Raw genomic sequence first — 25168 nt, 5'->3', positions numbered from 1 at the left:
ATTCTCTGTCAGTGACCGTGGTCATTGACTGAAGAAACAGTACTTGAATTAATTGGGTTTACTCAACAAGTTTTAAAGCGTTTTGTCCTGACATATTGGCCTGGGCCATGACCGCAGTTCCAGCAGAGGCCACAATAGAATTGCGTGCTTGTTGAGAAGTTTCCAGAGCAAAGTCAGCATCTCGGATCTGGCTGTTCGCTTTACTCATATTCTCAGTATAGATTCCAAGATTGTTTGAGCTCGTAATCAATCTATTTTGGATGGAACCCAAAAGAGAGCGATGTCCGGAAATTTTATTAATGGCATTATCAACGGCCGCAAGACTTTGCTGAGCACCACTTTTTGTTCTGATGGAAGCGTGGGCCACTCCCAGATACTGAATGCCAGCATTGATGGATTTTGAATCATAACTAATATGATCATCAGCAGTGTTATCTCCGACACCCACTTGGAAATCTAAGCGAGGGCCAGAACCGTTCAGAAGCTTTTTACCGTTGAATTCCGTGGTCTGTGAAAGTCGCTCTAATTCATCTTTGATCGATTCATATTCCATGCTGGATTTCATACGGTCACTATCAGTCAGAGTATCAGAGGCCGCCTGGATCGCGAGTTCGCGCATGCGAGTCAATAGACTCGATGATTCTTCCAGTCCCCCCTCTGCAACTTGCACGAGTGATAGACCATCATTGGCGTTTCGGTTGGCCTGACGAGATGAACGGATCTCCGCTTTTAGTTTTTCGGAAATAGCGAGGCCAGCAGCATCGTCTGCTGCTTTTGTAATTCTTTGCCCGGAACTAAGCTTCACAGAAGACTCTTCAGTCTCCTTATTCACTTTGCTCATCGCTCTTTGCGAAGCGAGGGCACTTACGTTTGTATTGACTCGAAAGCTCATACTACCTCGGTATACTTTTCGGAGTCAGGAAAAAGAAATGTAGAAGAAGAAAATTCCGAGATATTTAATCGGGATTATTTTTTAAAAACTGCCTCTAAAAATTGACAGTAAATTTCATAAACATGCTCTCCATAACCTCCGGCCATTACATAGGCCTGAGGAATGCCTCGGTCTTTCAAAAAATTGTAAACCAGAAGGTCCCGCTCGAGCATTTGTTCTTTAGTTAGCTTTAAGAGACTGGCACTGGGAAGACGGTCCTTCTCATAAGGGTCACTGCCTTGAACCACAATTGCGAGATCCGGCTTTCCTTCAGATTCAAGCTTTAAAAGTCCCTCTTTCAGACGAGGAAGATAGGTTTTTTCCTCGCCGCTCTTGATACCAATTTCAACATCGCTTGGAATAAACCAAGGACTGTCCTGTGAACCACTATCAAGTGGCCAGCCTTGGGCCATATGAATGCTAAGAGTTTTAATCGTTGGGTCGTTGTGGGTAAGTTCCGCCGTACCATCACCCTTATGAGCGTCCACATCAATCACCCATACTTTCTTCACATTAAGATTTTTCTGGGCCCAACGAGAAGCAATCACCACATCGTTAATAAGACAAAAACCCCGTCCACCGAAACTCATGGCGTGGTGAAAACCACCGCCCAGGAAAAAGCAAGCACCGGTCTTCAATGCTTCCTGAACGGCAAACATGGTTCCTTTTGTTTTTAAAAGTACCGAATCAAACAATTCTTCCAGAGGTGCCTTCGCAGCATTGGGATCGTAACGGTGATACTCACCTTTCTCATTGATGAGTTCATAGCACTTAATAATTTCCTGACGAAGTTCTTCTTTGGTCCCATAAAGCTTCGCCATAAACTCAGCATTATGGACCTGAGCAATGTCCTCTTTAGTCAGAGTTACATTCTGAGTAAAGTTCATGGTGACGGGAATGCCCTTATTTTTTAGAAAATCATAGACCTTAAAATCGCGGTCGTCCGCCAAAGGAACCTGAATTCCGTATTTAGTGAGGTGTAAGTTTGAATTAGGGTCATGGAGTATTTTCATATCGGTATTTTAGACCTACCATTTTGAAATGAAAATCCTCATCATTCTGGCGGCCTGTTTTATCTTTCCTCTTTATGCTCAAACGGATGTTCCTCATTCATTGAAACGGTTGGCCGAGATTAAAGATAAGGAAAGTGAGGCCTATGTGTTCCTTGCTCACCAGGCGGCGATGGATGCTCGATTAGCGGCCAATAGCGCCCTTGAAGGTGAAAACTCTTCATTGGCACTTAAAATTCTGGGCCTGGCCTTAGAATCCATGCCTCATCGGAATGATCTCAAGGATCTTCGCAATAAGACCCTTGATACCTACATCGGAATCACCAAGAAACTTGAAGAAGATGTGGAAAAAAACTGCGAACTTCTAAAAGATCGCTATAGCTTCCTCAATAGCTTTGCACCTGATGCTATCACCAAGGTCGCCTATGATAAACGCTGCGTTCGTACTGCAAAAACAAAAGACGCTTTCAAAATTCCCGGGCCAAAACTTTTAAAGAACCTTGAGTCTGAATTTAAGGCCCACACCACTCACACCACTGAGAACTTTCCTTATGTTGATGTTCTGAATAACACCTTCATGCTGTTCACTTCTCTTTTAGGCGAAGACTTCAAGATCACTTGTAAGGATTTAAAAACAGTTGAAGGAAAAATTCACGGGACTTGTGTGGCAAGTTCCCCTGAGAAAAACACATATAAGGAAGCTTCTCTTAAGTACTGTGCTTTCTTAAATGAGCTTTTGATTGTTCCTTCTGGTAAGCACAACGTGACCTGCACCATTGATGGGCGTAATCACATTTTCCAGACCTCAGATGATATTTATAACGTTTATGTAAAGGCCGTTGATAATGCGGCCTTTGATGATGACATTCCGGTACTGGTGTCAATGGACATGTCTCTTGTGAAGAAAGACCAGACGACAATTGTTCCAGTTCTTCTTCGCATTAATCAAAAAGACATTAAGGCCGGGAAATTTCCTACGGCCTCTCTCGAAAAAGCTCCCGATGAAGTTTTCTTCGAAGAACTCCGACCGACCACTATCTTTGATATCGCGGGCAATGAGGCGCAAGATCTTCAAGAGATCATTTTCAATATTGATCGTAAGAAGACCTATGAGGGCTATAAAGATCACTATGAGGCCTCAATTAAGCAGGACATTGAATGTCAGCAGATCGAGACAAAATTGGACTCTTTGAAACCTTCCCGTGAAAAGAAGGCCCTAAAGAAGAAATATTCAGAGTCTTGTCCAATGGGTGGAAATCTTAAAGCTAAGCTCATAAAAGAACAGTAACCTATAAAATTTAATTAATTTTGTAAGGTATCTTTTAAAAATTATCTAACTATCTTGAAAGACGTGCCGATAAGTTGCGCATGATAAATCCAAATATTCTGAGCAAAAAAGTTTTAATCCTAGATGATATGAGTACCATTCGTGATGCTCTTATTGCAGCCCTTAAATCTCTCGGCTTTACCAAGATTTCACAGGCCGTAGATGGAAAACAGGGATACGAAAAAGCGAATGAATGCGCGGAAACAGAGCCTTTCGAGTTGGTTTTCTCCGACATCAACATGCCAAATTGTAATGGAATTGAATTTCTAAGACAGTTTCGCGGTATCGCAGCTTACAAGACGATTCCGGTGATCATGGTAACTTCAGAGAACGAATTACACACGATTCTGGAAGCGGTTGAGGCCGGCGCCAGCAGCTATGTGCTGAAGCCGTTCAACCCTAAAACTATTGAAGCGAAAATCGTGGAAGTGTTTAATAAGAAATCGGCAGGTCAAAAATAAATTTTGTTCCCTTACCGACAACTGATTCCAGTTTAATCTGACCGTTCATACGATCAACAATGTCTTTAATCGCGCTCATTCCCACACCACGGCCGGAAATGGTTGTCACTTGCTCGGCAGTACTGAAGTCCTGATCAAAGATGTGATAAATAATGTCTTGATCTGTTTCTTCCGTGAATGACTTGTTTGGATTGTTCTCCTGAAGTTTCTTACGAATTCTCGCCGGATCAATTCCGTTTCCATCGTCCTCAACGACAAGCTTAAGACGTGACCCCTCACCTTCAACTCCCACATGAACTTGAATGTTACCTTCCATGGTCTTATTGCGTTCTTCACGAATATGAGGGGCCTCAATACCGTGGTCAGCGCAGTTACGGAACAAGTGAACAAGTAATGAAAAGAACTCGCGGTACGAATCAGGATCCACACGCAAATCACCATTGTGAACAACAAGTGGAGCGAACTCTTTACCGAGTTTAGGCCCAAGAGATTCAAGAAGCTTCTTATAAGGAACAAAGAACTCTTCCACTGGCACCTTCATGATCTTCTCATTGAAGACATGCTTAAGTTCACGGTTATCAGTTTGTTGAACAAGGTCATTAATATAAAGAAGGATCGCCTGGTCAATTTCAACCGTGCTTGAATTGAAACCAAGAGTGTCGAAAGTCTCCTGCTTAAAGCGGTGATAACTTTCTTTGAAAGCGTTCTTTTGATCAATCAGAAGCTGGTGATTAAGCACGCCCTTCTTCTTCATATCAACCACGGTCTGCTCGCACTTACGCGCTTCAGTCACAAGAGAATCCACCGCGTACATACCGAAACCACCGTTGAACGAGTGGTAAATGAGCATCGCGTGGTCATAGCTAGGTTGTGGAGCTTCAATGACTTCATCAAGAGATTTGATGTAACCATCGACCTCTCCAATGAACTCGATAAATTGTTTTTTAGTCGCCAGGATCTTAAAGATCATTTCAACGTAGCGTTCTTTCTTTCTTGTCTCTTCAATGGCGCGCATTTCGTCTGTTTTATCTGTTGCTACCACGACAACGTTAGAGATTTTTTCTTCTTCATCTCTCATTGGATGATAGTGAAGCTTCAGCATCGAGTAATCGTCACTTTCAATGCTCTCACCATAGACTTTTTCATTCACACCCAGAGTCGCCGCCGACTCAAACGGAAGCTTCTCGCTGAACATGATATTTGCCCACTTCTCGATACGGGCATTTTGATCTTGAGGCACATCAAGCACTTCATTATAAGTAAGGCCCGCTGGAGATTTTCTGAACAGAGTTTCACAGGCCTTCGTATAAACGGGAGAACATTTAAGATCCGGACCAAATACAAATAGACCTTGGTCAAGAGAGTCGATCATCGCCTGAATGAAGTCGTTGGCAGATTTCAATTCACGGGTACGCTCTTCTACTTTCTTTTCGAGGTTCTTAGAGTAATCTTCAATCTTGATGTTCGCTTCTTTCAACTCTTCAATGATGATTTCTTTTTCACCTAAAAGGTCCTTGATCTTGCCACTCATAAAGTTAAAGCGCGTTCCCAGAACAGAAAGTTCATCTCGCGTTCTTACTTCCACTTCGTGATCAAAGTTTCCTTGGGCCACGAAATTCGCCCCTTCCATAAGAGCTTCAATCGGACCTGTCAGACGCTTACTGAACCAGAGACCCAGGATAAGAGATGAACCCAGGAGAACCAGACCAAAAGAAATGGTCTTTACACTCAAGTCACCTACGACGGCATAGGCCTTCTTAGCAGAAATATAACTGATAACATGGATGCCAAGCTTGGGCAGACTTGAAACTGCCACCAGGTACTTCTCATCTCCAATGCTCACTTCTTTAGAAGCTGAAGCACCGTTGGCCTGAATCAGATCTTCATAGGGAAAGTCATTGAGGTTTTCACCAGAGGTCCAAAGTGGTCTCTTGTTTCCGTCGACAACCGTGTATGAGAAGACAGTATCTCCGGAAATCTGGCTCCAGACGTTGTCCATATTAATAAGGAGGCCCAAATGTTTTTGATCATCACGATAGTTAAGTTCGAAAGTGTTCTTTGAAGGGATCTTTTTTACCGTCACCCCAAGAGCGTTCGATGGTTTGGCGTCTTCAATCCAGTTAGACACAAAATCGAAATAGCTTTCAGAATTTTTCGGAAAGGTCGTCTTCATGAGCGTCTTGCGATTGGCCTCGCCAGAAAAGCTAAAATAGAGTCCATCTACGAGTTCCTGACGATCCATTAACGTCTTAAGGTTCTGGTTCTCATTCTGCGATAACATCGCCAGAGACTCTGCTTGGAAGAGTGAGTTCTGAATGTTCTCATTAATTAAGTTCCTCACCTTCTCCGCGTTCGAGAGAACGTTCTCAAAGACGTAGGCCTTCTTATCAGAGATCAATAAGAGGTTGGTGAAGATAAGAATTCCCGCAATCGCCACAAGAAGCAAAGCCGACAGCCCTAGTAGGGTTTTTGCTTTAAGGCCGATGCCCTTCATTTTTGTTGCCTGCAAATTTTCGCCCATAGTTTCTGATCTCAATTTGATATAGAATATTAATTAATGATTAATACACATTATAATATCACTGATGAAGAACAACAGGGGAAAAGTTTTTTCTCCTTCGATGGGTTTACTCTAGTTTTGGGTTCGTCACTCATTATAGGTGGCGTGGTGCTGTTCAAGTACAATCCATTTCAGGTCCCGCCTCTAAGGCAACTTGAACCAGTGGCCAAGATCCAGGGGTTAGAGTTTGAATCGAAGAGAAAGATTCCCGGAACTCTCACCTGGATTGACACTATTAAAGGGGACACTCTTTATAATGGTGACCAAATCCTCACGGATGAGAAGGCATCGGCCACTGTAGCATTTGAATCAGGCTCAAAACTTATCATCGGCCCTCAATCGCTTATTCGAATCGAAGTTCAGGACAATGAGTACCAAATTCAGCTTGTAAAAGGTCAGTTGAAAGTTGAAGGAACTGCCCCTGCCAAGATCATTGATGTTGAAACTGGTAAGTCAGTTCAGGTGAAGTCCGGTGAAGAAATCGTAAGCTCTAAAACCGGTATCGTGGCCAAATCAGAAATTCAAAATATCCTGAACGATCCTAAGCAAGGAACTGTGATTGATCCTCATATCATAAAAGAGATCGATTTCACTTTAAGAAGAAATGACTCAGGAACGGCGACTCTTATAGACGCCAATGGAAATAAAGTTGCTTCTCAGAATTTCAATGGTCCTATTACCATTAAAACTCCAAATCCAGGTCGCTACACTCTTGAACTAACTGGTTCAAGTGGCCAGTCTCTTGGTAGAAGCAGCTTCCGCGTCTCTCCTTATAATAGACCTCAACTTCAAAGCGTTGCCACCGACAGAACTTATGTTCGCGGTGAGGTCCTCCCTATTTCATGGGCCGGTTCAGATACGGCTGATTATCGCGTGATCCTAAAAACACCAACTGGTGAACAATCAGTCATGGTGAAAGGTAATAAATTCTCTTTCCCTCTAAATGATGCTGGAATTTACGGTATCCAAGTTGCCCTGATTCAACGTGGCCAAGAATATCCAAGTGACGAAATGAAATTGGACATCAAACTTGAAGAGGCCCTTTCAATTCCGGCCGAACAGTTAAGCCAATCAGTTCCTGTGAAGTCCCCTGCTGATTACAATGTTAAGAACAAGCTCAACAACTCTCCGATTGTGTTTGAAGTTAGCCCTGAGCAAAACTTCTCGCAAATCATTAAGAAAGTTCCGGCCGAACAAGGTAAGAAAGCGATCGTGATGGAAAAACCGGGTGTGTACTATGTACGTGCCAAGAGTTCAGATAACCCTCCTCTTGTTTCACCTCCTGCGAAAATGGTCGTAACAACACCGGTGGCACAGGTCTCTAAAAACTATGAGAAGCGCCAAGAGATTTCAACTGAAGGTAAACAGGCCACTCTATCTTGGGTAAAACCTCAAGGTGTGAGAGAAGTTAAAGTTCAAGTCGCAAAAGACCCGAACTTCCAAAAACTTATTGTAGAAAAGAACACTCCCGCCAATGCCGAAATCATCAATCTACCGAATGTGGGTAACTACTTCTGGCGAGTTCTTCCAAAAGAAGACTCTGCTGAGTTCCTTACTCCTTCGGCCTCTGTTCCATTGGAAGTGGCCCTTCCAAAAGTAACAACTCCAGGAATCATTGCCCAACAGATCATTGAATATGAAGAAGTGAACGGTAAGCCTAATCATGTCATTAAGCTTGTTCCTTACAAAAATGCCAAAAGCTACACTCTAGAAGTGTTTGCCGACGCTGCTTTGAAGAAGCCGGTCTTCAAGCATGCAGTTAAAGGCACAACAGTGAACTGGATCAGTAACCGTTCAGGTAAATACTTTTACCGCGTAAAAGTTCAAGACGTTTGGGGCCAGGAAACAGAATATTCTCAAACGGGAGAGCTAATCTTCCCAATTTCTCCAATGGTGGATCTATGAAGCAGTTCTTGTTGTTAACGCTCGCGCTCTTGCTTTCGACCCTCGCAATCGGTCAGGAAGAACAAACCAAAAAAATGTACAAGCTGAAATATTTGGTTGAACAAAACGATACTCTCGCCAAGATCTACAAGCGCTTCGTTTATCCCAACAGTATCATTACCAAGCAAACTCCGATGACTCAAAGGACCTTCAAAGGTAATCCAGAGGTAAAAGACTGGAACAAACTTGAACCGGGTTCGATGATTGACCTTTATATCCAGTATGAGTACTTGGACATGTCGAAGTACCAGGCCTACATTGATGGAATGAAAGTGAATCTTAAAAAGGCCGCTGCTCAGAACGAAACTGAGAACTCAGGTCCGGGCTTTCTTCCTGAAGGTCTTAAGGCCTCCATTTTCTATATGGCCTCATATGGTAAGTTCACTCAAAAAGATCCGGCCACTGCGGAAGTTGAGTTCTACCAAAACAGCCCAGTCACTCTCGGTCTTTCTTCGTCTTATTATCCGAAACAATCTCTATGGTCGTTTCAAGCAAGTGCTTACGCTTCTTACCTACTCGCCTCTGCCAATAACCTGGATGATAAAAACGTAAAGGTAGACCCGGAACTAGGTCTGACGTTTTATCCTGAGTATCGCTTCGTAAAACAAAACTTTACGGGCTACTTTGGTGTGGACTACGAACGCTTCTCGACTTTTAACATGGGTGGGATTCAACAAGACCGCACAATTCTTCTAGACTCAAATACAGTACTTTACGGAACAGTCGGTTTTTCAAAGCTAGTGCATGTCTTTAAGACACCTTTTTTCACAAAGCTGTCTTTCTCACACAGTATCGTGTCTAAAAATGATCCAAACTCAAAAGGGATCAAAAACACTGACGACTATACCGGGTATAAAATTCTTTGGTACGTGAATAAAAAGTTTACTGAAAGACTCTACCTTCACACCCTTTTTAAATACCACGTAATGGATGGTCCATCAGAGCTTAAGACCCTGAGATTAGGTATCGGCTTTGGTTACATTCTGTTCTAATTCCTGAAAAATTCAACTTTTACGGGCCAGCTTCCGATAAGCCAAAAAAAGGCGGAGTTGGCCCATGAACACAAAACTTTCACTCTTATTTTTGATGTCTCTCTTCTGCTCATGCGCAGTTTTTAAACCCACACCGAAAGTTGTAAGCACTAACATCGAAAATGATGGAACTCAAATCATTGAGCTAGAAAGCCCTATTCAAAAAGAACTCGACAGACAGATGGCCCAGACGACTGGAATGAGTGCGCACACAGTCTATGATAATGAGCAAAAAATTGAGGCGCTAAACAAGAATAAGAAGAACAAATTTCTTCAAACTCTGGCGGGCCCTTATAAGTTTCACACAGTAAAAAATAAAGAAAGCCTTGGTGTTATCGCCACAAAAATTTATGGTGATAAACGCATGTGGAAATATCTTCAAGGCTGGAACCAGGACGTATTAGATAATGGACTTGCTGTTGGTATGAAAATTAAATACCTTCCGAAAGAACATAAATACTTCTCAAAATTTAAGTTTAAGAACGATCAACAACCAACACGTTTGCCGGCATCAACAAAATGAAAATAGCATTCTTAGTAGACACAGCTCCAGAACTGACCGAATCAATCAAGGAAAAGCTAGAACGCTTTGACTATGCGTCGATCCCTACTCTTAATGCAGAAGAGATCGATCAAGCAGGTAAACAAATGGGCCAGGTAGCAATCTGTTTTACAGATTCCAAGAAGGCCTATAGCTTCCTTAAAACCAACAAGTGGCCATTTAAGACTTTGAACCTTCTTTTCCTCAAGGGGAAACCCATTATTTCTGACGATGCAGCAAAAAAAATTAGGGAAGTAAATCTTGATCTTGTGGTTCTTAAAGACGAGAATCAATTTAAAGAAGTTATAGCTCGGTTTGAAAACACCAAAGAAGATACTTTGGATGATATCGAGTTTGCATTTAAGGGATAGTCATGAAGGCCTTTCCGCCTGAAATTTGTAATCTTCAATTTCTAATCGTAGATGATTTTCCAAGCATTCGCGTAATGCTTTCTGCTTCGTTGAAAAAGCTGGGTGTCACTAAGATCATTCAGGCACCAGGCGGGAATGAAGGTTTCAAGATCATTCAAGAAAACTTCGCCAAGCCAAATCAAATCCAATTTGTGATCACCGACTTTAATATGCCTACCGGCAAAGGCATTGATCTCATCAGACAAGTCCGCGACATCGACGGTTTCGCCAAACTTCCTATCATGCTTCTTACTTCACAAGACGAACTAGAAGTAGTGCTGGAATGCGTTCAGGCCGGTGCGAATGACTATATGATCAAGCCATGGAAAGATGAAGAACTCGCAAAAAAAATCACGGACATTTGGAATCGTAATAAGTAATCCCTCTCCGCTTTAAGATTTCTGACCGCATCCTTAATCATTCTAAAGACTCCCCTTAAGTGGACAAAAAAAATTTCCATCTTATGATGAGATGTTTTTTTGTACTCAAACTTAAAGCGAGGAACAAAATGAACTCATTCTTAAAATCAACCTTATCCATTGCGTCCCTTTGTCTTTTGGCCTCTTGCGGAAGTTCAGATTCTGGATCCTCCTCGACCGGGGCCGGTTTTACTCAGAATGAAACCATTCAAGCAGATGGTTCCAATATCAATGGTGTCTACGTCGCCCAGATGTATCCCATGAACTACAATCTTCATTTTAAACAAGTTGGTAAGACGGCCCTGGTTCGAGAAGGCGACTCCTTTAAGGCCATCGTAAACTACCAGTATGGACCTAAAAACGTTGAACATATCCAAGCGGTTTATACCGGTCGTCGTTGTCCTAATATCAATGATGACTTAAACAAAGACGCTTATATTGACATGCGCGAGGCCATGATTGCCATTGGCCAAATCTCCATTCCTCTGGACGGTAGTCTCGATTCTCAAACCGGAGGAGGCTCTCAATACCCAATGAGTGATGATAAAGGAAAATACTACTACGAGCAGTCAGCAAGTTTTGAGCGCATGTTTGCCGACTTAAAAACACCTGATACTGACCCTACGGACAATATCATTAAGTTAGGCGAAAATGATGGTCTCACTTTTCCTGGTCGAGTGGTACTGATTCAAGGTGTTCAGAAAGAAATGAAACTACCTGCAACAGTCATGGGCCAAGAAGGAGAATCTGACGTTCACGAATCACTTCCCATTGCCTGCGGTATTCTTTGGAAAGTTCCTGCAATGCCGACCGATATTGCACCGAGCACTGAAACAACAAACACAATTCCAACTCGTACCCGTCATTAAAAAAGAAAGAGCACTTCATAACTCGATATGAGTTATGAAGTGCTGATAGATGAGTCTATTTTACTTCTTTTACAAACTGAACATCTAGAGTGATTGTAATCTCATCACCGACTAGGACTCCCCCTGCTTCAAGGGCCGCGTTCCAGGTAAGCCCAAAGTCCTTACGGTTCACTTTCGTTTTTGCGGAAAGACCAATGCGTAAGTTTCCCCAAGGATCCTTATGCTCGGCCGATTGTTCATCCACAACCAACGTCACTTTTTTGGTCACATCACGAATAGTAAGGTCTCCAGTGACCATCAAGTTATTATTTCCATCGTGTTTAAACTCAGTTGATTTGAAGGTCATCAAAGGATACTTTTCAACTTCAAAAAAGTCCGCACTTCTTAAGTGAGTATCCCGTTGAGCATCGCGAGTGTTAATCGAAGCAACTTCTATCGCCGCTTCCACTGAACTTTCTTTTAAGTTTTGTGGATCATAGGCAAACTTGCCTGAGATCTTCTCAAAACCACCGTGAACTTTTGCAATCATCATGTGCTTAACTGAAAAGTTAGCAGAGCTGTGAGATGGATCAATATTATAAAGACTTTTCATAAATAACTCCTTTGTTAGTTATATGCTAGAACAGTAAATCAAATCTAATAGGTTGAATGACGCCCCCGACTCCTTCTTTCACTCCCTGGTCGTCATAATCTTTTCCGTGAGTGCGATAGAAGGCAGAAATCTGCGGAGCATAGGCCAGCTGCTGAACATTAAGGGCATTTAAAGCAAAGCGCTTGCCGAATGTGAGTTCATAGTTGAGACCGTTATCATCTGTTTCAATGGGTGCCTTTCCCTCGGCCTTCGTAAAATCATGGGAGACCTCTTCTTCCACGTTAAACATGGACAGACCAATTCCCATATAAAAAGAATTTTTAAGTTCCTCGCTAAAGTTATGAATAGCAAAGACTCCATATGCATCCGTTTCTCTTTCAGACTTCGTTTCACTTCCATCACGGTTTTTAAACTTCATCTCCGAGTTTGAGGTCTGATAAAAGAAACCGATTTGTTGCTGCTTAGTGATTCGATAAGCATAGTTAAGAGAAAGGCCGTCACTGATGTTCTTAATGCTATCAAATGCAGAAGTATTATCTGTGCTCATTTGTTCAACTGAGCCTGACCATCCAAGTCCATTGGCCCCGAAGGTCACCATATGTTTGCTATCATCAGCGAGTGCGGGTAAAGCACTAAGTACTAGTCCAATTCCGAATGTATTTAGTAGAGATGTCTTCATATTCAATCCCGGTTTGGTCTTTAAGACCGTTCGTTGAATATGAATATAGACCCGATAGAGATATATTAAGAGGGGCCAGGATCGAGAATCATTGTCCTAATTTTAGGACAATAAATAGATTAAATGCTCAAAACTGCAAAATTTTAATATCAAGTAATCAGTCGATACATCACGATGAAGTGAAGGACGGCCCCCACAACTGTGAATGCATGAAAAAGCTCATGATGCCCAAAAACGTTCGGGAAAAAGTTAGGGCGCTTAAAAGCATAGAACATGGCCCCGATAGAATAAACAATACAGCCCATCCAGATGAGAACCATATTGAGAAATCCCAGGCCCTGATTGAACTCTTTTAGATAAGGCACAAACAAGAACAGAACACAACCGTACAAAATGCAAGAAAGCCATTTAGGAGCATTCGTCCAAAAAATACATTTCACAATTCCAAACAGCACGGCCACATAAACAATCGCCAAAAGTTTAAGTCCAACTGTCTCCGGAAGGGCCAGAAGGCATACTGGTGTAAAACATCCAGCAATCAAAAGGAAGATGGCGGAGTGGTCAATCCGTCGAAGGATCGCACGTTTCCTCTCGTCCCAATTTGGGCGGTGATAGAGAGCGCTAATACCAAAAAGAGCTATTAGACATCCTGAATAGGCCAGACTGGCGATAAGAGAATGAGAATTCGAAGCTTTTGCCACCAGCATGGAACAAGCGCCCAGAGAGCAAAAGAAAGATTCTTGATGAATATGTCCGCGAAGAAGAGGTTTTTTTAGGCCCGTAGTCATACTTCATCTTACTATTAGATTTATGATTTCTTTAGCAAAAAATAACAAAAACTATCATTGCTTCTCTCTTCAATTTAACTAAGTCATCATGATTCATGTTTAAATTTTTCCTCATCTTGCTTCTATCAACTCAGGCCTTCAGTGCGACACAAATTCTCCCCGACCTCGGGTCTGTTGATTGCCAATCTTCAGAGGTAAAAAAAAATTCATTCTGGTTTGAGCTTACTTCAAAGCATATTGATGAACTCATCCGAGCATCAGATGTTTCAGGTCTTGATGAGGACATTTTAAAAAACCAATTGGTGACATTGAGTTACTTAGAAATATTCAAAACCAGTCAAAACAGCTCAAGTATCTCTATGGGCTATATTTATGCCAATGCCTCTCATCATTTGGGGAGATTGGTTCGTTACCATTATTGGGAGGCCCATCCCCACGAAGCTCTGGGACATATTGATCGCTCACTAATCTCCGGTGACTTATTAGGAACGGCGGTCAGGACCTTTCCTGTGACTCTTTCGCGAAGACTGATGTCTCACAGCTTAGATCTTTATAAAACTCTTTCCTGGAGCCTTGTTGCTCGTTCACACTGTGGGAAAAATCATGTGACAGACCTCATGGAGAACGGAGGGCCCGTGACTTTTTTGGGTCTCAGTTCAGCAAAATATGATCAGGTCTTTCGCCTTTTAAAATCGGCCCATCTGGAATCAGACCCGGTCCTCTTCATGAAAAAGTTTGTGGCCTATGAGCAGACCTATCTTCAGCACACTATGTATTCAATGCCTGATATCAGATTGCCGACTTCCATCGGTATGTTGGATAAAATGCGTTTTATTCCGTTTAATGGTGAAAAACAAAAATCATTCTATGAATGGTGTGGGGAAAGAGATTGCGACACGACTTCCTTAGATTTAAAAAATCGTGTGCATTTTGATCAGGACTCCATAGCACCTGAGTTCTCACTCATCTCAGAAGATCGTCTTAAAAATGCCCGGATTGAAGAGGTCATTAATTTTATTTTGAATGGGTACTGCGAAGAAAACAAACTTCCTATGAATCTATGCCCATGATGGGTAAATCGTAAGTTTCATGTTCTCACTACTCATGGCCAAATCAATGTCCTGATTGAGTTTCTCGAGATCAAAACCCAAATAGTTTTTTCCTTCTGCTTGCATGACATGAAAGAAAAGTTCTTTGGCCCGTAAGAAATGATCTGTAGCACTCACTTTTTGATTGATCTTAACTTTTACTCCTGCGGCCCCAAGTTTAATCAGTCCCTTTAAAAAGTCCGCCACATTTCCTACTCTGCCATGAGCGTTCCACAGGGCCTCCAAATACACATGGCTCTCCCAATAGTATTCGGCATTAAAGAGATCCAAGGAATAACGTAGGAACTCACTTTGCTCCGGATGATGAAGGTCCAAAGGTTTTGCAATGGGGTCCCCCTGACCTTCCATGTGGCCACCGGATTTTTTGGGATGAGGATTTTCGCCAGGAACAAAGATGTAATGGGGAAATGGCCAATCAGGAATGAGTCGCTTCATGAGACTAGTTTACACCGGCCCCTCAGTTTGGACACTCGACTTTTTTAAAAGTAGAGATGTCTCCCACGACCTGAACCAGAGACCCTTCCTCCACCGGATTTGTGGCGAACATATACTCCTGGTCCTCATCGTCTTCTCGGATCAGTTTCCAGATGTCCATGCCCTCCCCGATCACACAATCTCCGACCTCTAAATTAATGGGTCTTAATCGTTCGCATGAGAGCAACACCAGAAGTAGTAAGAATCGCATAGTTCCCTCCCAAAATGAGCATAAAAACCCTGTAATAATTAGTCTATGATCCCGATATTTTCCAAGAATCTTTAGATTCTGTTAAAAATGGATGAAACCAAATCGGAGTAGCGGATGAAAATCAAACTGTTGGCCATCTTAGCATTCTTAGCGTTGGCCGCCCAGGCCCTAGCAGCGAACTATCCTATCCGCGCAGACAGACGTCTTACTCCCGGTAAATTTTGTGAACCACAACTGGCCACGGAATACCGTTACCAGGAACAAATTCCCTATTGTGAACGCGATGTAACGACTGAATTGAAGAACGAGATCTTCGCGGCCTACCGAAAGCTCGGATACACTCTGAACTCGGCCAATAGATCTGACTATAAAATTGATCACTACATTCCATTGTGTCTAGGCGGCAGTAACGATAGAACAAATCTGTGGCCACAGCACGTTTCTATCTACAACATTACAGATTCAATTGAGGCACTTACTTGCGAAAAGCTTCAGCAAAATCGCATCAACCGTCGTGATGCAGTGACTGTGTTGCTAACGGTTAAAAACGATCTTTCAAAGGCCAAAGAGGCCATGAAATATTTAAGATCACTTTGATGCTTGGTGAATGAATTCATCAAGCAGGTTTCTGAGTTGGATGGCCTTAGGCACATCCACTGATTCATAGACCATACTTGCGTCGTTTTCAATCTCAAGCAGGACCTTTTCTTCTTCCTCTTCTGCAGAAGTTAGTAACTCAAAATTTAGCTCGCCAATTTTTACTAGCATTCTATTCATTTTCATAGGCCGACATAATCATGATGGCCAATGCAGCAAAAAGTGCGAATACAACTGGGTACATCATAAAGCCTCCTCTGTTCTGTATTTTAGCATGAACTAAAATACTCAGGTTGCTCCGCTTATTTTTCTTAAAGAACAATTGAGAATCAATTTCTCAAACAACAGTTTAAGTTAGTTTTCCTAATGGAGGACCTATGAAAAAGATGTTGTTTCCCCTTGCCCTGTTAATGCTTTCATCGTCTGTCTTCGCTGAACGCTACTACGGAACTGTTCACTCATTTGACCAAGGTAAAAAGGGAGAGGACCACCTGCTCTTCCTGAACAGTGGTCGTGTGATTATTGTGAAAAGAAATGGTCGCATTTCCTTTTCACGTCTGGATTTTAAACCAGGGGTGAATATTGCAGTTGATGTTGATGAGAACAACCAGCTTGAGGCCATCAGTTCTATGCCGGACGAATCAATGCCTACGGAAGAAGAACCAATGCCAACAGAGATGGCGCCAGAAGCGACCGTCCTTCCGGATTTCGCCACGGCCACAAAAATATTCTCAGGCATGAATAGAAGCTGGAGATCCAACACTGAATGTACTGATCGCGCCCATGTGTGGGCCTACGAAGAATGGAAAAAGTATGGGCTTGTTTCAAGAAAGGTCTTCATGTTCTTCACTAACACCTATATTAGAAGATACAACTACCACTGGTGGTTCCACGTTTCTCCTTACACATTGGTTCAGACCAGTGAAGGAGTGGTTGAACGTGTGCTAGATCGTCGTTACACCAGCGGGACGAGAACGATGAAGTCATGGTCAGACATCTTCATTGCTTCTAAGAAGAGCTGTCCCGTGACGACTTACGCTTACTATCGTGCCAACAAGAACTCTCCTGAACATTGCTTCCATGTGAAGAGCAATATGTATAACAGACTTCCTCTGCATGTACGCAATCAGGAGAACACGGGCCGTGTTCAAACCAGATTTAACACCAGTGAAGTGAATTTTTCTTATCGTGCTTTTACTCGTCGAGGGGCGAAGTAATGAATGGGGGCCAAGGCCCCCTTTTTTATTGATAGATTTGATCTAAAGTTTCTTGAGTAACTCGTGGATTGTGGGCATTTTTCACGAGTTCTTTTGAACTCACGATTCCCACTAAGCGCTTGTCACGATTCACAACTGGGATTCGGTGGATTTGCGCAGACTTCATTTTGTCAGCAATTCCTTGCACGTCTTCATCATCAAAGCAGTAGGTAATTTTCTCAGTCATACAATCATAGACCTTTGTTGATAAAGGATCTTTTTTGGTGGCAACCACTCTCACTGTGATGTCACGGTCAGTAATCATTCCGATCATTTTATCGTTCTTTTCAACCGGCAACGAACCATAATCACCACGGGCCATCATTTCAGCGGCCTCAAAAACACTCTTTTCACAATTAATCACATCTACTTTGGTATTCATGATATCTCTCACTAACATAATCCCCTCCTTGGGTTTAAATGTTCGGGGCAGAAATGCCCAAATACAGTCCAATCACCTAGACAAGATGAAAGTTGCAAGTGAGATACCGAAACGATTTGAGCAAAGTTATTTGATTGATTCCCCAGTGCCATACTTTTGAGGAGCGCTGGAATATACGGCCTCTGCTTCGGGTAACCATTCTGAAAGATTTTTCTTACGGGTCTCATCAGATGGGTGAGTTGATATGAATTCAGGTGGGGCCTTCCCTTGATTGGCCGCGGCCATACGTTCCCAAACCTTCACCGATTCCGCCGGATCATAGCCGGCACGGGCCATGTAAGTTTGTCCAATTTGATCGGCCTGCGTTTCGTCTCCACGTGAAAACTTTCGATCAAAGAAGGCCACCGCAAATCCTGCGGCAGCACCGCCAAGACCTGTGAGCATTCGACATGATTCTGATTTACAAAAAATCTGTCCACCGATGGTGGTGGCGGTCCCAACTACAATTCCCGCAATATTACTTTTCATGGCCCGAGCATATTGTTTTTTACCGTGTCTTTTGGTGGCGTGGGCGACTTCATGACCTAGGACCGCGGCCAAGGCCCCTTCCGTCTGTAAAACCGGCATTATGCCCGTATAAACCGCTATCTTCCCTCCCGGCATACACCAGGCATTGACCTCGGGACTTTCTATCAGCATCCACTCCCATTGGAAATTTTCTCCAGAGGCCCTGGCTATCCGCGAGGCCACTCGATTGACCATCGCGGTCCAATCAGCATTGTTGGAAATTTTCGCTTTTGATTTTACTTCCTCGTAGGACTTTAATGCCATGGCATTAATCTCGTTCTCATCAGGAGTTTTAACTGATGAACAACTTTGAAGATTAAGTCCAAATAAAATGAGGAAACAAAGAAACAGAACTGTTTTCATAGCGACCTCCCAAAACTTCTGCCTATGTTAGACAGAAGTTTTTAGGAAGGGTATTCGCTATGCTTTAATTAATGCTTGTAGGTCACTGTAGCGCGCACACCACAATCTTTTTTATTATCCACAGTGCATTGTCCACCTAGTGAGGCGCTCCAATTTTTCTTGTTTCCATAAGACGCTTCAAAGAAATAATTATTTTGAGAACCAGGTATAAAGGCAGGGGCACTGCCTGCGACCTGACCTTGGTGACCTATAATGAAAGACATACGAGACTTTTCAGTTTGTCTGCTGATCCCAATTTCCTGGCGCGATTGAACTCCAAATTCAGGTCGGGCCGTAACGGCCATGCCAGCATAACCCTCGAGATGAGAAGAAATTCTGTGAGTCACGGCCAGAGTTCCAGTTACGTCGCGTAAATCCGGCGTATAGTTAGAGCCCTCATCCCGCACGTCACTTTTTGCTAAATCACCTGTGGCCGCAAGTGTGGCACGGGCCTTCGTATTGCCTGTCTTCGTTGTATAATTAACTTCAGTTCCAGTACTCATCAGGAAACCACCGTAGTAACTCAAATCTCCTTCAGTCAGTCCTTCGGCCTTGGAATAAGTCACATTGTAATGAGAATTAATTTTTCCGTAGACCTGAAGGGAAACCTCTCCCTTATCAGATTTATATTTCATCGGACGAGTTTGTACTTTTTGTTCAATTTCAAAATACGCTCCATTGGCCTCAAGTTCACCATAGTTGTTAGTGTCTTTCTTGTTGTTGTAAAGGACGACCCCAAGTTTCGTAGGAATAATCTCACTTCCGTTCTCATAAATCCCACTCAGGCCCAGGACTTTATCACCATCAGGAGTCATACCTGCGCTCAGAGCGGCACTTGCACCACTTCTATGTCCTAAGACCACAGATCCTACACTATTTTCACTTCTAAGCATTGGCTCTAAATCGCCGGACTTGCCACCTGCCATTTCATGCAAAAGAACTCCCAGATGAGTCGGCAGAGAAGTTAAGTGCTGTCCATCAGCATCATAGATATGCATATTGGTTCCCACACTTGGAAGAGTGCTATTTTGATTTAAGTGGCTCAAGGCAGAAGCAGATTCAGTCGATGTCGTATAATTATAGTTAATGTTGTAGGTCTTGTTCTTGTTATTTGGATCTTGAACCAAAACCGTGGCGTGACCACCAGTTGCGGATTGATAACCGACCACATAAGCATCTTTCACGCCCATTGCCTTTAAAGTATGGGCCATGGCCATAGACATGTCTCGACAAACTCCCGCAAAACTTTTGTTCTGACGGGCCTCGATCATTTGTCTTAAAGTTACAATGCCTTCACTCGACTCTCCATCATCAGCTCGAGAGAAATCATAGCCTTCAAGGAGGATGCCTCCCATCTCGGCGGCAAATTCGATTTTTTGTTCGAAAGACAATTTAGGGCCCAACTCTTCAACGATGTTTCTAACTTCAGCATCGTTCTTGGAATTAAAAATTTTATCAAGACCAAGTCTCATGGCAAGAAGATCAGTTGGAACATCTACATTACATTCTTTTAAATAGGCCTGAAAGGCCTCCGCTTCCTGCCAGACACCATAAGTGATGTTCTGATCTTTTCGACCGCTAAAGGCGCGATAGTAATAAGTGTAACTATATCCCGTCAGCGTATTCAAACGATTAAATCTCGCTTCTCCCTTACTTTCAAATGTCTTCTCATTGGAAATCGAGCCGGTGGTTGTCACCGTCAAATTCCAGTCCTTATCTAAGGCGTCCGCAAACACCATGCCCGGAACTAACAACAATACTGAAAGTAGTTTTAGCATAATGACTCTCCATTTTTTTCATGAAGACATTGCATGACTGATGCCAAGACCTTGGCCTAATAGAATGCGGAGGTTAGTCGGCAGAAGGTGTCTAAGTTTTAGACAGACTGTAATTTATTTAAGCGGTATCGGAATTGAGTTCATGGCATCCAGGATAATGGATTCCTGCATACCAAGTGCTAGATCAGTGTCTAAACAAGCAAGTACCGACTCATAACTTTGATACTCAGAACCCTCATTGATGTTATAAGAACCAATGATGGTCCAGGCGTTATCGGCCATCAGAGTTTTTGCGTGCATATACTGAGCGTATGACCACCAATGGAAACTGTCCGTTTTGACCTTTTTAAGAAGATGAGAACGCATCTTGGTCATGTCTTTGTGGGGATCAGTCGTAATGATATTCTGAAGCTCAAGGATAAGCTGAGTCATGAGGTTACGATTGGCCGCCATTCCATCCGGTAGCTCAACTTGGAAAGGATTCTTCCAACCGTTGGTGAGCATGTCCACACGAATCTCTTTTCTAAAATTCACGCGCTCAAGAACGGCATCAATAAATTTCTCCCCTACGTCTTTTCTAGCAGGATCACGATACTTCGGATCAATGTAGTTGAAAAACAGGTATGAGTTCACGTTGCGAGCGGTGTGAAGATAAAGATTTAAAATTTGCGGTTGGTTCTTACCTGGAGTTTTTGTCACAAAACGACAAAGACCCTGGTCCCTCATTTTAGAAAGATTGCTCTTTAAGAGGGCCTTATTGGAATAAGGACGGATGAATTCATTTTGCTTACGATAGATCTCTTTGACTTCAGGAGAGATCTTCTCTCCTTGACCTTCCCATAGGTCAATGAAGTGAGATCCGATTTTCGTCACGATTGGCCCGGTCGCAAGGACCGCAATATCATTAAATAAGTTGTTCGTGCCGTTACTTAACGTTCCGGCCGCGATGAGATTTTGTCCATCGACCATGGCGTATTGCCCGTCGAAGACATACATCTTTTCATGAAAGATAGTTCCAAGTTTCGTCTTAAATAAAACGACCTTTGCACCCAGTTGTTCTAGTTTTTTAGAACACCCCGGATCAGATTTTGCGCCGAAAGCATCATACATGATATAGATCTTGGCGGTTCTCGCTTTACGTCCGATGGCACTGATTAAACTCTCTGTCCCCTTGTCACAGTTGAAGAGAAAGCTTGAAATGAAGGCATGGCTTTTCACCATTTCAAGTCTCGCCAGGATCTCTGAGTAAGAGGCAGGAGTTTTTAAAACTCTCAATTCATTTCCAGCAAAGGCCTCAGTACCTGTCAGAACATCCAGTTCGTCCTGGAACTTAGAACTGCTGATTCCAACCGTTCTATTTAATCGTTTGCCGAAATGACTCACCCACTGCTCCGGATTAGAGCGCGGAAGATTTTTAATAAAAGGATAAGGAAGGTATTCCCAGTGCGGATGAATCGCAAAAGGATACTCATACATAGATTTTTGACTGCTAAATGGAATACCACGATACAACTCTGACACGTGATCAAGTGTATCAACCGGATAATCCATTAGGATCTTTTGCAGGTCCAGATCTGAGTTCTTTACATCTGCAGAAATCGTAAAGGGATACTTAAAAGGAGGTGTTTGCGGATAAAAGCTCGTGTTCTGAGTAGGAGTTTCTTTTTGGTATTGAGCAAAAGGATTCGTGGCACCCCAGATAGAAGGCGCGAATATTGCGACAGTCAATAAACCAAAAAAATAACGTGAACTCATGGCCGGGGAATATATGTCCAAACTCTCTCGGATAGGAAACTTTATTAAAGACTAAGAATTTTTTTCGCAGCAGTGAGCTGGGCCATCACCCCATGTTTTATGGAGATTGGGCCTGTAAACTCCCAAGAACTTAAGGAGACCCTCATGTTGGAAAATATCAGCACCAACCCGAAACTCAACTTCAGTCGCGTTTTACCGGTTCCTATAGACATGGTTTATGCGGCCTGGACTGATCCTGCCCAATTAGCAGTATGGTGGGGCCCTCACGGATTCACTAATCCCGTTTGCCAGCTCGATAATCGCCCCGGTGGTAAAATTCTCATTCATATGCAAGATAGCTTTGGAACCATTCATCCAATGGATGGAACCTTCCATGAAGTGGAAGAAAAAAAGAAACTCATCTTTACCAGCCAGGCCTTGAACCAAGCGGGCAGACCAATTCTTCAGGTGCTCAATACCGTGATCTTTGAAGAAGTAGAGGAAGGCACGAGACTCACCGTATTCGCTGATGTAGAACGCGTGAGCCTTTCCGCTAAGACCTATCTTGATGGCATGGAAGAAGGATGGTCACAAAGTCTTGATCGCTTAAAGAATTATCTCATCCGAAAAATGTCTTAAGTAAACATCATTGAACGCATCGAAAGAGAAGCGTTCTGCATGCCTTCAAAAATAAAATCTACTTTTTCAGGAGCATCTGCCGCCCCGTAAGCATAAAGAATCGGTAGATAATGTTCTGCTGATGGATGGGCGAGATTCCAAAGGCTTTGATACTTCCCTACTTTACCGAGGAGAAAATCCTCATCACGTTTTAGAATAGCGTTCTTTAATAACTCATCAAACTCCAGGGCCCAATCTGTGGCCGGAGCATTCTCAGTCCAAGAAATGCGTCTTAGATTGTGAGTGACATTCCCACTTCCCACAATAAGAACACCTTCATCTCTTAATGGAGCAAGCTCTTTTGCTAAAGATAAATGATCATTGAAAGTCATATTGCGATTAAGGCTCAATTGCAAAACTGGAACGTTTGCTTTGGGATAAAGGAACTTTAATACCGACCAAGTCCCATGATCGAGACCCCATGTTGAATCTGTTGAAATGGATGATGATAATTTGGTAATCCGATCGGCCAGGGCAACATCTCCAGGGGCCGGATATTGAATTTGATAAAGAGGTTCAGGGAAACCACCAAAGTCATGAATGGTTTTAGGTCTTTCAAGTTTTAGGACCTTGCTCCCTAATGTTTCCCAATGAGCAGAGATCACCAGAATGGCCCTTGGAGTTGGAATCGCGGAACTCGCATTTGATAAAAAGCGAGTAAAAGAGTTGTCCGCGATGGCGTTCATCGGAGAACCGTGGGCCAAAAATAGCGTCGGCATACGAGGTGACTCACCCTTCATGTTCTTAAATAATACCGTTCCCATGGCCCCTCCGATTAACGTCCCTATGAATAAACGACGATTCATAAAATGTTCCTTTAAGGGGTATTAGACCATTCTTAATATGACTCCGGTAGGAGACAGAATGAAAATATACTGTTCCGATTAAGGAACAATCGAGGGGCTAACTATTTAGAAATATTTAATCAATTTTTCCTTATATTTTTTCCCGATTTGTCCCGATATAAGAGTCGACCATCCACCCGACAGGAAGTTTCCATGGATCAAACTCTTCGTCCTATCAATGAGAAAGATATCCCCCATATTATCGAGAAGGCCGTCCTCTTTGGAGGCAAGATCACTCAATCAAATCCGAACTCAACCGTGGAGATGGGAATCAAGCGAGTGGACGTGGACGTTTATGGAACAATGACTATCAAGTTGATGGAAGCTCCTCCCATTGAAAAAAAGCGCCCTATCTCAATCACTTTCAATTATCGCAGTTTATTTTTTTATCTCGATCCTACTCAATATGTTTTAAAAGAAGACACCATCGTGGCCGATCTTCCAAAAGGGGCCAAGGCGATTGCGATTCGACATGATGATCGCTACGTGATGCCTCATAATACGGAAGTCAAAACCACCATTCATCGAATTGAAAAACGTCTCGAGTCTTGTCCGTTGGAAGTTAAAATTGTCGATGTTTCAGCAAATGGATTAGGACTTTTGATTTCAAATCACGGCGATCGTGCCCTACTTCCGAATGATCATATCTGGGTCAAGGCCCTGAGTGATATGGTTCTTAAGAAACCAATCTTTGGCCGAATTGTTTATACAATCATCAAAAAGTATAAGGACAATTCACTCGACCTGAGAGTTGGTGTTTCATTGGAAGAAGCGATTCCAGAAGAAGTCTTCACTGAACTTCAAAAGAAATCAAATCTCATCCTTTCGGCCTGATTACTTCCTAAAGAAATACATGATGAGCGACAAGAGCGCGCTTAGAAGTAAACTCGTCGTAATTGGGATAAAGATCTTGGTGTTCTCGTTCTCAATTCGAATGTCCCCTGGTAAGCGTCCCAACGGGATCTTTCCGCCTGAGAAATGCCACAAGAGACCCGAAACAATAAAGACCACACCAACGATGATCAGGGTCTTACTGATAGGATTCATAGTCTCGCCCTTAAATCAGAAAGTTTTACTCGTTCACGAGAAATGTTCTTGGCATCGACTTTTTCTAGTTGAGAAAGAATCATATTAAGCAGATCCAGATTAAGAACTTCCTTCTCAGTCAGCTCGTCCAGCATCTCTTCATTCAATGGACAAATATCCAAATACTCTTCAGCGGCATCTTTAAACTTCATGGCAAGGCCCTGAGTACGACATATAAGCGGTCGAGCTTCATAGATCGTGCAGGCCTCTTCATGTAGAAACACACAGGACTTTGTTTCGACTCCGTGAAAAGTCTCCGTAGAATTTAATGGCATCTTCCATTTCTCACGAATGGAATTTTGCTTTTCAACTGAAAGAGAACGAAACCAACTTTCAATATTATTTGATTCTACTTGGAAGACGGAAAGATCAACGTAACAACAGCGCGAGCATCCCTTCTGACAATGGGACAATGCCTGGGCCTTGGGCCCCACAGTAAATTCCGACACTTTTTGATAGAGATCTAAAACCCTCATGAACGAAGAGT

General features: G+C 42.8%; 29 protein-coding genes. 13 read left to right on the top strand and 16 right to left on the bottom strand.

What is annotated here, in order from left to right:
• Positions 1-58: 58 nt before the first annotated feature.
• Both ACJVC5_RS12020 and ACJVC5_RS12015 read right to left on the bottom strand, forming a co-directional pair.
• On the bottom strand, positions 59-892 hold the full coding sequence (locus ACJVC5_RS12020) for a flagellin (protein WP_408095763.1): 834 nt from the start codon (positions 890-892) through the stop codon (positions 59-61).
• A 74-nt stretch (positions 893-966) separates the two neighbouring features.
• The gene (locus tag ACJVC5_RS12015; RefSeq protein WP_408095762.1) at positions 967-1944 is read right to left on the bottom strand and encodes a histone deacetylase family protein; all 978 of its coding nucleotides are present in this window, start codon (positions 1942-1944) and stop codon (positions 967-969) included.
• A 28-nt stretch (positions 1945-1972) separates the two neighbouring features.
• Here ACJVC5_RS12015 and ACJVC5_RS12010 point away from each other — a divergent pair, with 28 nt between their 5' ends.
• Positions 1973-3229 (top strand): hypothetical protein, encoded by a 1257-nt coding sequence (locus ACJVC5_RS12010; RefSeq protein WP_408095761.1) that lies wholly within the window; start codon positions 1973-1975, stop codon positions 3227-3229.
• A gap of 80 nt (positions 3230-3309) precedes the next feature.
• Positions 3310-3729, top strand: a complete 420-nt coding sequence (locus tag ACJVC5_RS12005; protein WP_408095760.1) for a response regulator — start codon at positions 3310-3312, stop codon at positions 3727-3729.
• Here ACJVC5_RS12005 and ACJVC5_RS12000 read toward each other — a convergent pair.
• Positions 3701-6223, bottom strand: a complete 2523-nt coding sequence (locus ACJVC5_RS12000) for an ATP-binding protein (RefSeq protein WP_408095759.1) — start codon at positions 6221-6223, stop codon at positions 3701-3703. The genes ACJVC5_RS12005 and ACJVC5_RS12000 overlap by 29 nt on opposite strands.
• 63 nt (positions 6224-6286) lie before the next feature.
• Between ACJVC5_RS12000 and ACJVC5_RS11995 the strand changes: the two genes are divergently transcribed.
• The 6 genes from ACJVC5_RS11995 to ACJVC5_RS11970 all read left to right on the top strand — a co-directional run bounded on the left by ACJVC5_RS11995 (position 6287) and on the right by ACJVC5_RS11970 (position 11503).
• On the top strand, positions 6287-8194 hold the full coding sequence (locus tag ACJVC5_RS11995; protein ID WP_408095758.1) for a hypothetical protein: 1908 nt from the start codon (positions 6287-6289) through the stop codon (positions 8192-8194).
• A complete protein-coding gene (locus ACJVC5_RS11990) occupies positions 8191-9225 on the top strand; it encodes a hypothetical protein (RefSeq protein ID WP_408095757.1) in 1035 nt (344 codons plus the stop codon). The genes ACJVC5_RS11995 and ACJVC5_RS11990 overlap by 4 nt, the downstream gene beginning before the upstream one ends.
• Before the next feature lie 64 nt (positions 9226-9289).
• Positions 9290-9787, top strand: a complete 498-nt coding sequence (locus ACJVC5_RS11985) for a hypothetical protein (protein ID WP_408095756.1) — start codon at positions 9290-9292, stop codon at positions 9785-9787.
• The gene (locus tag ACJVC5_RS11980; RefSeq protein WP_408095755.1) at positions 9784-10176 is read left to right on the top strand and encodes a hypothetical protein; all 393 of its coding nucleotides are present in this window, start codon (positions 9784-9786) and stop codon (positions 10174-10176) included. Before ACJVC5_RS11985 ends, ACJVC5_RS11980 begins: the two co-directional genes overlap by 4 nt.
• Before the next feature lie 2 nt (positions 10177-10178).
• Entirely contained in the window at positions 10179-10595 is a 417-nt protein-coding gene (locus ACJVC5_RS11975) for a response regulator (RefSeq protein WP_408095754.1), read from the top strand.
• Positions 10596-10723: 128 nt separating this feature from the next.
• Positions 10724-11503, top strand: coding sequence for a hypothetical protein (locus tag ACJVC5_RS11970; RefSeq protein ID WP_408095753.1), 780 nt, complete (start codon positions 10724-10726; stop codon positions 11501-11503).
• A 55-nt stretch (positions 11504-11558) separates the two neighbouring features.
• On the opposite strand, the gene ACJVC5_RS11965 is transcribed toward ACJVC5_RS11970, so the two are convergent.
• The 3 genes from ACJVC5_RS11965 to trhA form a co-directional block, all read right to left on the bottom strand.
• A complete protein-coding gene (locus tag ACJVC5_RS11965; protein ID WP_408095752.1) occupies positions 11559-12095 on the bottom strand; it encodes a YceI family protein in 537 nt (178 codons plus the stop codon).
• A 25-nt stretch (positions 12096-12120) separates the two neighbouring features.
• Complete coding sequence (locus ACJVC5_RS11960; protein ID WP_408095751.1) at positions 12121-12774, bottom strand: hypothetical protein; 654 nt, start codon at positions 12772-12774, stop codon at positions 12121-12123.
• Between the two features lie 149 nt (positions 12775-12923).
• On the bottom strand, positions 12924-13562 hold the full coding sequence (gene trhA, locus ACJVC5_RS11955) for a PAQR family membrane homeostasis protein TrhA (RefSeq protein WP_408095750.1): 639 nt from the start codon (positions 13560-13562) through the stop codon (positions 12924-12926).
• A 95-nt stretch (positions 13563-13657) separates the two neighbouring features.
• On the opposite strand from trhA, the gene ACJVC5_RS11950 reads away from it, so the two are divergent.
• Positions 13658-14632: a hypothetical protein gene (locus ACJVC5_RS11950; RefSeq protein WP_408095749.1), complete on the top strand. Its 975-nt coding sequence runs from the start codon at positions 13658-13660 to the stop codon at positions 14630-14632.
• Here ACJVC5_RS11950 and ACJVC5_RS11945 read toward each other — a convergent pair.
• Positions 14621-15106 carry a DUF309 domain-containing protein gene (locus tag ACJVC5_RS11945; RefSeq protein ID WP_408095748.1) on the bottom strand — a complete coding sequence of 162 codons (486 nt, stop codon included), beginning with the start codon at positions 15104-15106 and terminating at the stop codon, positions 14621-14623. The genes ACJVC5_RS11950 and ACJVC5_RS11945 overlap by 12 nt on opposite strands.
• Positions 15107-15128: 22 nt before the next feature.
• The gene (locus ACJVC5_RS11940; protein WP_408095747.1) at positions 15129-15356 is read right to left on the bottom strand and encodes a hypothetical protein; all 228 of its coding nucleotides are present in this window, start codon (positions 15354-15356) and stop codon (positions 15129-15131) included.
• Between the two features lie 114 nt (positions 15357-15470).
• Here ACJVC5_RS11940 and ACJVC5_RS11935 point away from each other — a divergent pair, with 114 nt between their 5' ends.
• Complete coding sequence (locus ACJVC5_RS11935; RefSeq protein ID WP_408095746.1) at positions 15471-15953, top strand: hypothetical protein; 483 nt, start codon at positions 15471-15473, stop codon at positions 15951-15953.
• On the opposite strand, the gene ACJVC5_RS11930 is transcribed toward ACJVC5_RS11935, so the two are convergent.
• Positions 15945-16124: a hypothetical protein gene (locus ACJVC5_RS11930; RefSeq protein ID WP_408095745.1), complete on the bottom strand. Its 180-nt coding sequence runs from the start codon at positions 16122-16124 to the stop codon at positions 15945-15947. The genes ACJVC5_RS11935 and ACJVC5_RS11930 overlap by 9 nt on opposite strands.
• A 206-nt stretch (positions 16125-16330) precedes the next feature.
• Here ACJVC5_RS11930 and ACJVC5_RS11925 point away from each other — a divergent pair, with 206 nt between their 5' ends.
• Positions 16331-17170: a protein-glutamine glutaminase family protein gene (locus ACJVC5_RS11925; RefSeq protein ID WP_408095744.1), complete on the top strand. Its 840-nt coding sequence runs from the start codon at positions 16331-16333 to the stop codon at positions 17168-17170.
• A gap of 25 nt (positions 17171-17195) precedes the next feature.
• Here the strand turns inward: ACJVC5_RS11925 and ACJVC5_RS11920 are convergent, their stop codons facing one another.
• The 4 genes from ACJVC5_RS11920 to ACJVC5_RS11905 form a co-directional block, all read right to left on the bottom strand.
• Positions 17196-17609: a CBS domain-containing protein gene (locus ACJVC5_RS11920; protein ID WP_408095743.1), complete on the bottom strand. Its 414-nt coding sequence runs from the start codon at positions 17607-17609 to the stop codon at positions 17196-17198.
• 108 nt (positions 17610-17717) lie between these two features.
• Positions 17718-18521 carry a M48 family metallopeptidase gene (locus tag ACJVC5_RS11915; RefSeq protein ID WP_408095742.1) on the bottom strand — a complete coding sequence of 268 codons (804 nt, stop codon included), beginning with the start codon at positions 18519-18521 and terminating at the stop codon, positions 17718-17720.
• 68 nt (positions 18522-18589) lie between these two features.
• Positions 18590-20338 carry a hypothetical protein gene (locus tag ACJVC5_RS11910; RefSeq protein ID WP_408095741.1) on the bottom strand — a complete coding sequence of 583 codons (1749 nt, stop codon included), beginning with the start codon at positions 20336-20338 and terminating at the stop codon, positions 18590-18592.
• Positions 20339-20452: 114 nt separating this feature from the next.
• Positions 20453-22093, bottom strand: coding sequence for a phospholipase D-like domain-containing protein (locus ACJVC5_RS11905; RefSeq protein WP_408095740.1), 1641 nt, complete (start codon positions 22091-22093; stop codon positions 20453-20455).
• 144 nt (positions 22094-22237) lie between these two features.
• Between ACJVC5_RS11905 and ACJVC5_RS11900 the strand changes: the two genes are divergently transcribed.
• The gene (locus ACJVC5_RS11900) at positions 22238-22711 is read left to right on the top strand and encodes an SRPBCC family protein (RefSeq protein WP_408095739.1); all 474 of its coding nucleotides are present in this window, start codon (positions 22238-22240) and stop codon (positions 22709-22711) included.
• Here ACJVC5_RS11900 and ygiD read toward each other — a convergent pair.
• Positions 22708-23556 (bottom strand): 4,5-DOPA dioxygenase extradiol, encoded by an 849-nt coding sequence (gene ygiD / locus ACJVC5_RS11895; RefSeq protein ID WP_408095738.1) that lies wholly within the window; start codon positions 23554-23556, stop codon positions 22708-22710. The genes ACJVC5_RS11900 and ygiD overlap by 4 nt on opposite strands.
• 192 nt (positions 23557-23748) lie before the next feature.
• Here ygiD and ACJVC5_RS11890 point away from each other — a divergent pair, with 192 nt between their 5' ends.
• Positions 23749-24429, top strand: coding sequence for a hypothetical protein (locus ACJVC5_RS11890; RefSeq protein ID WP_408095737.1), 681 nt, complete (start codon positions 23749-23751; stop codon positions 24427-24429).
• Here ACJVC5_RS11890 and ACJVC5_RS11885 read toward each other — a convergent pair whose 3' ends face one another.
• Together ACJVC5_RS11885 and ACJVC5_RS11880 are read right to left on the bottom strand one after the other, a co-directional pair.
• Positions 24430-24642, bottom strand: a complete 213-nt coding sequence (locus tag ACJVC5_RS11885) for a DUF2905 domain-containing protein (protein WP_408095736.1) — start codon at positions 24640-24642, stop codon at positions 24430-24432.
• Entirely contained in the window at positions 24639-25157 is a 519-nt protein-coding gene (locus ACJVC5_RS11880) for a YkgJ family cysteine cluster protein (protein ID WP_408095735.1), read from the bottom strand. The genes ACJVC5_RS11885 and ACJVC5_RS11880 overlap by 4 nt, the downstream gene beginning before the upstream one ends.
• Positions 25158-25168 lie beyond the last annotated feature (11 nt).

Source organism: Peredibacter sp. HCB2-198, from assembly GCF_045999315.1.
In the GTDB taxonomy this organism is placed as follows: domain Bacteria; phylum Bdellovibrionota; class Bacteriovoracia; order Bacteriovoracales; family Bacteriovoracaceae; genus Peredibacter.
The sequence above is the reverse complement of the archived record's forward strand: the minus strand, read 5'-3'. Positions and strand labels throughout refer to the sequence as shown.

Bases quoted from the DNA above. Each gene is read 5' to 3' on its own strand.
- ACJVC5_RS12020 (WP_408095763.1), bottom strand. From the start codon at position 892: ATGAGCTTTCGAGTCAATACAAACGTAAGTGCCCTCGCTTCGCAAAGA.
- ACJVC5_RS12015 (WP_408095762.1), bottom strand. From the start codon at position 1,944: ATGAAAATACTCCATGACCCTAATTCAAACTTACACCTCACTAAATAC.
- ACJVC5_RS12010 (WP_408095761.1), top strand. From the start codon at position 1,973: ATGAAAATCCTCATCATTCTGGCGGCCTGTTTTATCTTTCCTCTTTAT.
- ACJVC5_RS12005 (WP_408095760.1), top strand. From the start codon at position 3,310: ATGATAAATCCAAATATTCTGAGCAAAAAAGTTTTAATCCTAGATGAT.
- ACJVC5_RS12000 (WP_408095759.1), bottom strand. From the start codon at position 6,223: ATGAAGGGCATCGGCCTTAAAGCAAAAACCCTACTAGGGCTGTCGGCT.
- ACJVC5_RS11995 (WP_408095758.1), top strand. From the start codon at position 6,287: ATGATTAATACACATTATAATATCACTGATGAAGAACAACAGGGGAAA.
- ACJVC5_RS11990 (WP_408095757.1), top strand. From the start codon at position 8,191: ATGAAGCAGTTCTTGTTGTTAACGCTCGCGCTCTTGCTTTCGACCCTC.
- ACJVC5_RS11985 (WP_408095756.1), top strand. From the start codon at position 9,290: ATGAACACAAAACTTTCACTCTTATTTTTGATGTCTCTCTTCTGCTCA.
- ACJVC5_RS11980 (WP_408095755.1), top strand. From the start codon at position 9,784: ATGAAAATAGCATTCTTAGTAGACACAGCTCCAGAACTGACCGAATCA.
- ACJVC5_RS11975 (WP_408095754.1), top strand. From the start codon at position 10,179: ATGAAGGCCTTTCCGCCTGAAATTTGTAATCTTCAATTTCTAATCGTA.
- ACJVC5_RS11970 (WP_408095753.1), top strand. From the start codon at position 10,724: ATGAACTCATTCTTAAAATCAACCTTATCCATTGCGTCCCTTTGTCTT.
- ACJVC5_RS11965 (WP_408095752.1), bottom strand. From the start codon at position 12,095: ATGAAAAGTCTTTATAATATTGATCCATCTCACAGCTCTGCTAACTTT.
- ACJVC5_RS11960 (WP_408095751.1), bottom strand. From the start codon at position 12,774: ATGAAGACATCTCTACTAAATACATTCGGAATTGGACTAGTACTTAGT.
- trhA (WP_408095750.1), bottom strand. From the start codon at position 13,562: ATGACTACGGGCCTAAAAAAACCTCTTCTTCGCGGACATATTCATCAA.
- ACJVC5_RS11950 (WP_408095749.1), top strand. From the start codon at position 13,658: ATGTTTAAATTTTTCCTCATCTTGCTTCTATCAACTCAGGCCTTCAGT.
- ACJVC5_RS11945 (WP_408095748.1), bottom strand. From the start codon at position 15,106: ATGAAGCGACTCATTCCTGATTGGCCATTTCCCCATTACATCTTTGTT.
- ACJVC5_RS11940 (WP_408095747.1), bottom strand. From the start codon at position 15,356: ATGCGATTCTTACTACTTCTGGTGTTGCTCTCATGCGAACGATTAAGA.
- ACJVC5_RS11935 (WP_408095746.1), top strand. From the start codon at position 15,471: ATGAAAATCAAACTGTTGGCCATCTTAGCATTCTTAGCGTTGGCCGCC.
- ACJVC5_RS11930 (WP_408095745.1), bottom strand. From the start codon at position 16,124: ATGCTAGTAAAAATTGGCGAGCTAAATTTTGAGTTACTAACTTCTGCA.
- ACJVC5_RS11925 (WP_408095744.1), top strand. From the start codon at position 16,331: ATGAAAAAGATGTTGTTTCCCCTTGCCCTGTTAATGCTTTCATCGTCT.
- ACJVC5_RS11920 (WP_408095743.1), bottom strand. From the start codon at position 17,609: ATGTTAGTGAGAGATATCATGAATACCAAAGTAGATGTGATTAATTGT.
- ACJVC5_RS11915 (WP_408095742.1), bottom strand. From the start codon at position 18,521: ATGAAAACAGTTCTGTTTCTTTGTTTCCTCATTTTATTTGGACTTAAT.
- ACJVC5_RS11910 (WP_408095741.1), bottom strand. From the start codon at position 20,338: ATGCTAAAACTACTTTCAGTATTGTTGTTAGTTCCGGGCATGGTGTTT.
- ACJVC5_RS11905 (WP_408095740.1), bottom strand. From the start codon at position 22,093: ATGAGTTCACGTTATTTTTTTGGTTTATTGACTGTCGCAATATTCGCG.
- ACJVC5_RS11900 (WP_408095739.1), top strand. From the start codon at position 22,238: ATGTTGGAAAATATCAGCACCAACCCGAAACTCAACTTCAGTCGCGTT.
- ygiD (WP_408095738.1), bottom strand. From the start codon at position 23,556: ATGAATCGTCGTTTATTCATAGGGACGTTAATCGGAGGGGCCATGGGA.
- ACJVC5_RS11890 (WP_408095737.1), top strand. From the start codon at position 23,749: ATGGATCAAACTCTTCGTCCTATCAATGAGAAAGATATCCCCCATATT.
- ACJVC5_RS11885 (WP_408095736.1), bottom strand. From the start codon at position 24,642: ATGAATCCTATCAGTAAGACCCTGATCATCGTTGGTGTGGTCTTTATT.
- ACJVC5_RS11880 (WP_408095735.1), bottom strand. From the start codon at position 25,157: ATGAGGGTTTTAGATCTCTATCAAAAAGTGTCGGAATTTACTGTGGGG.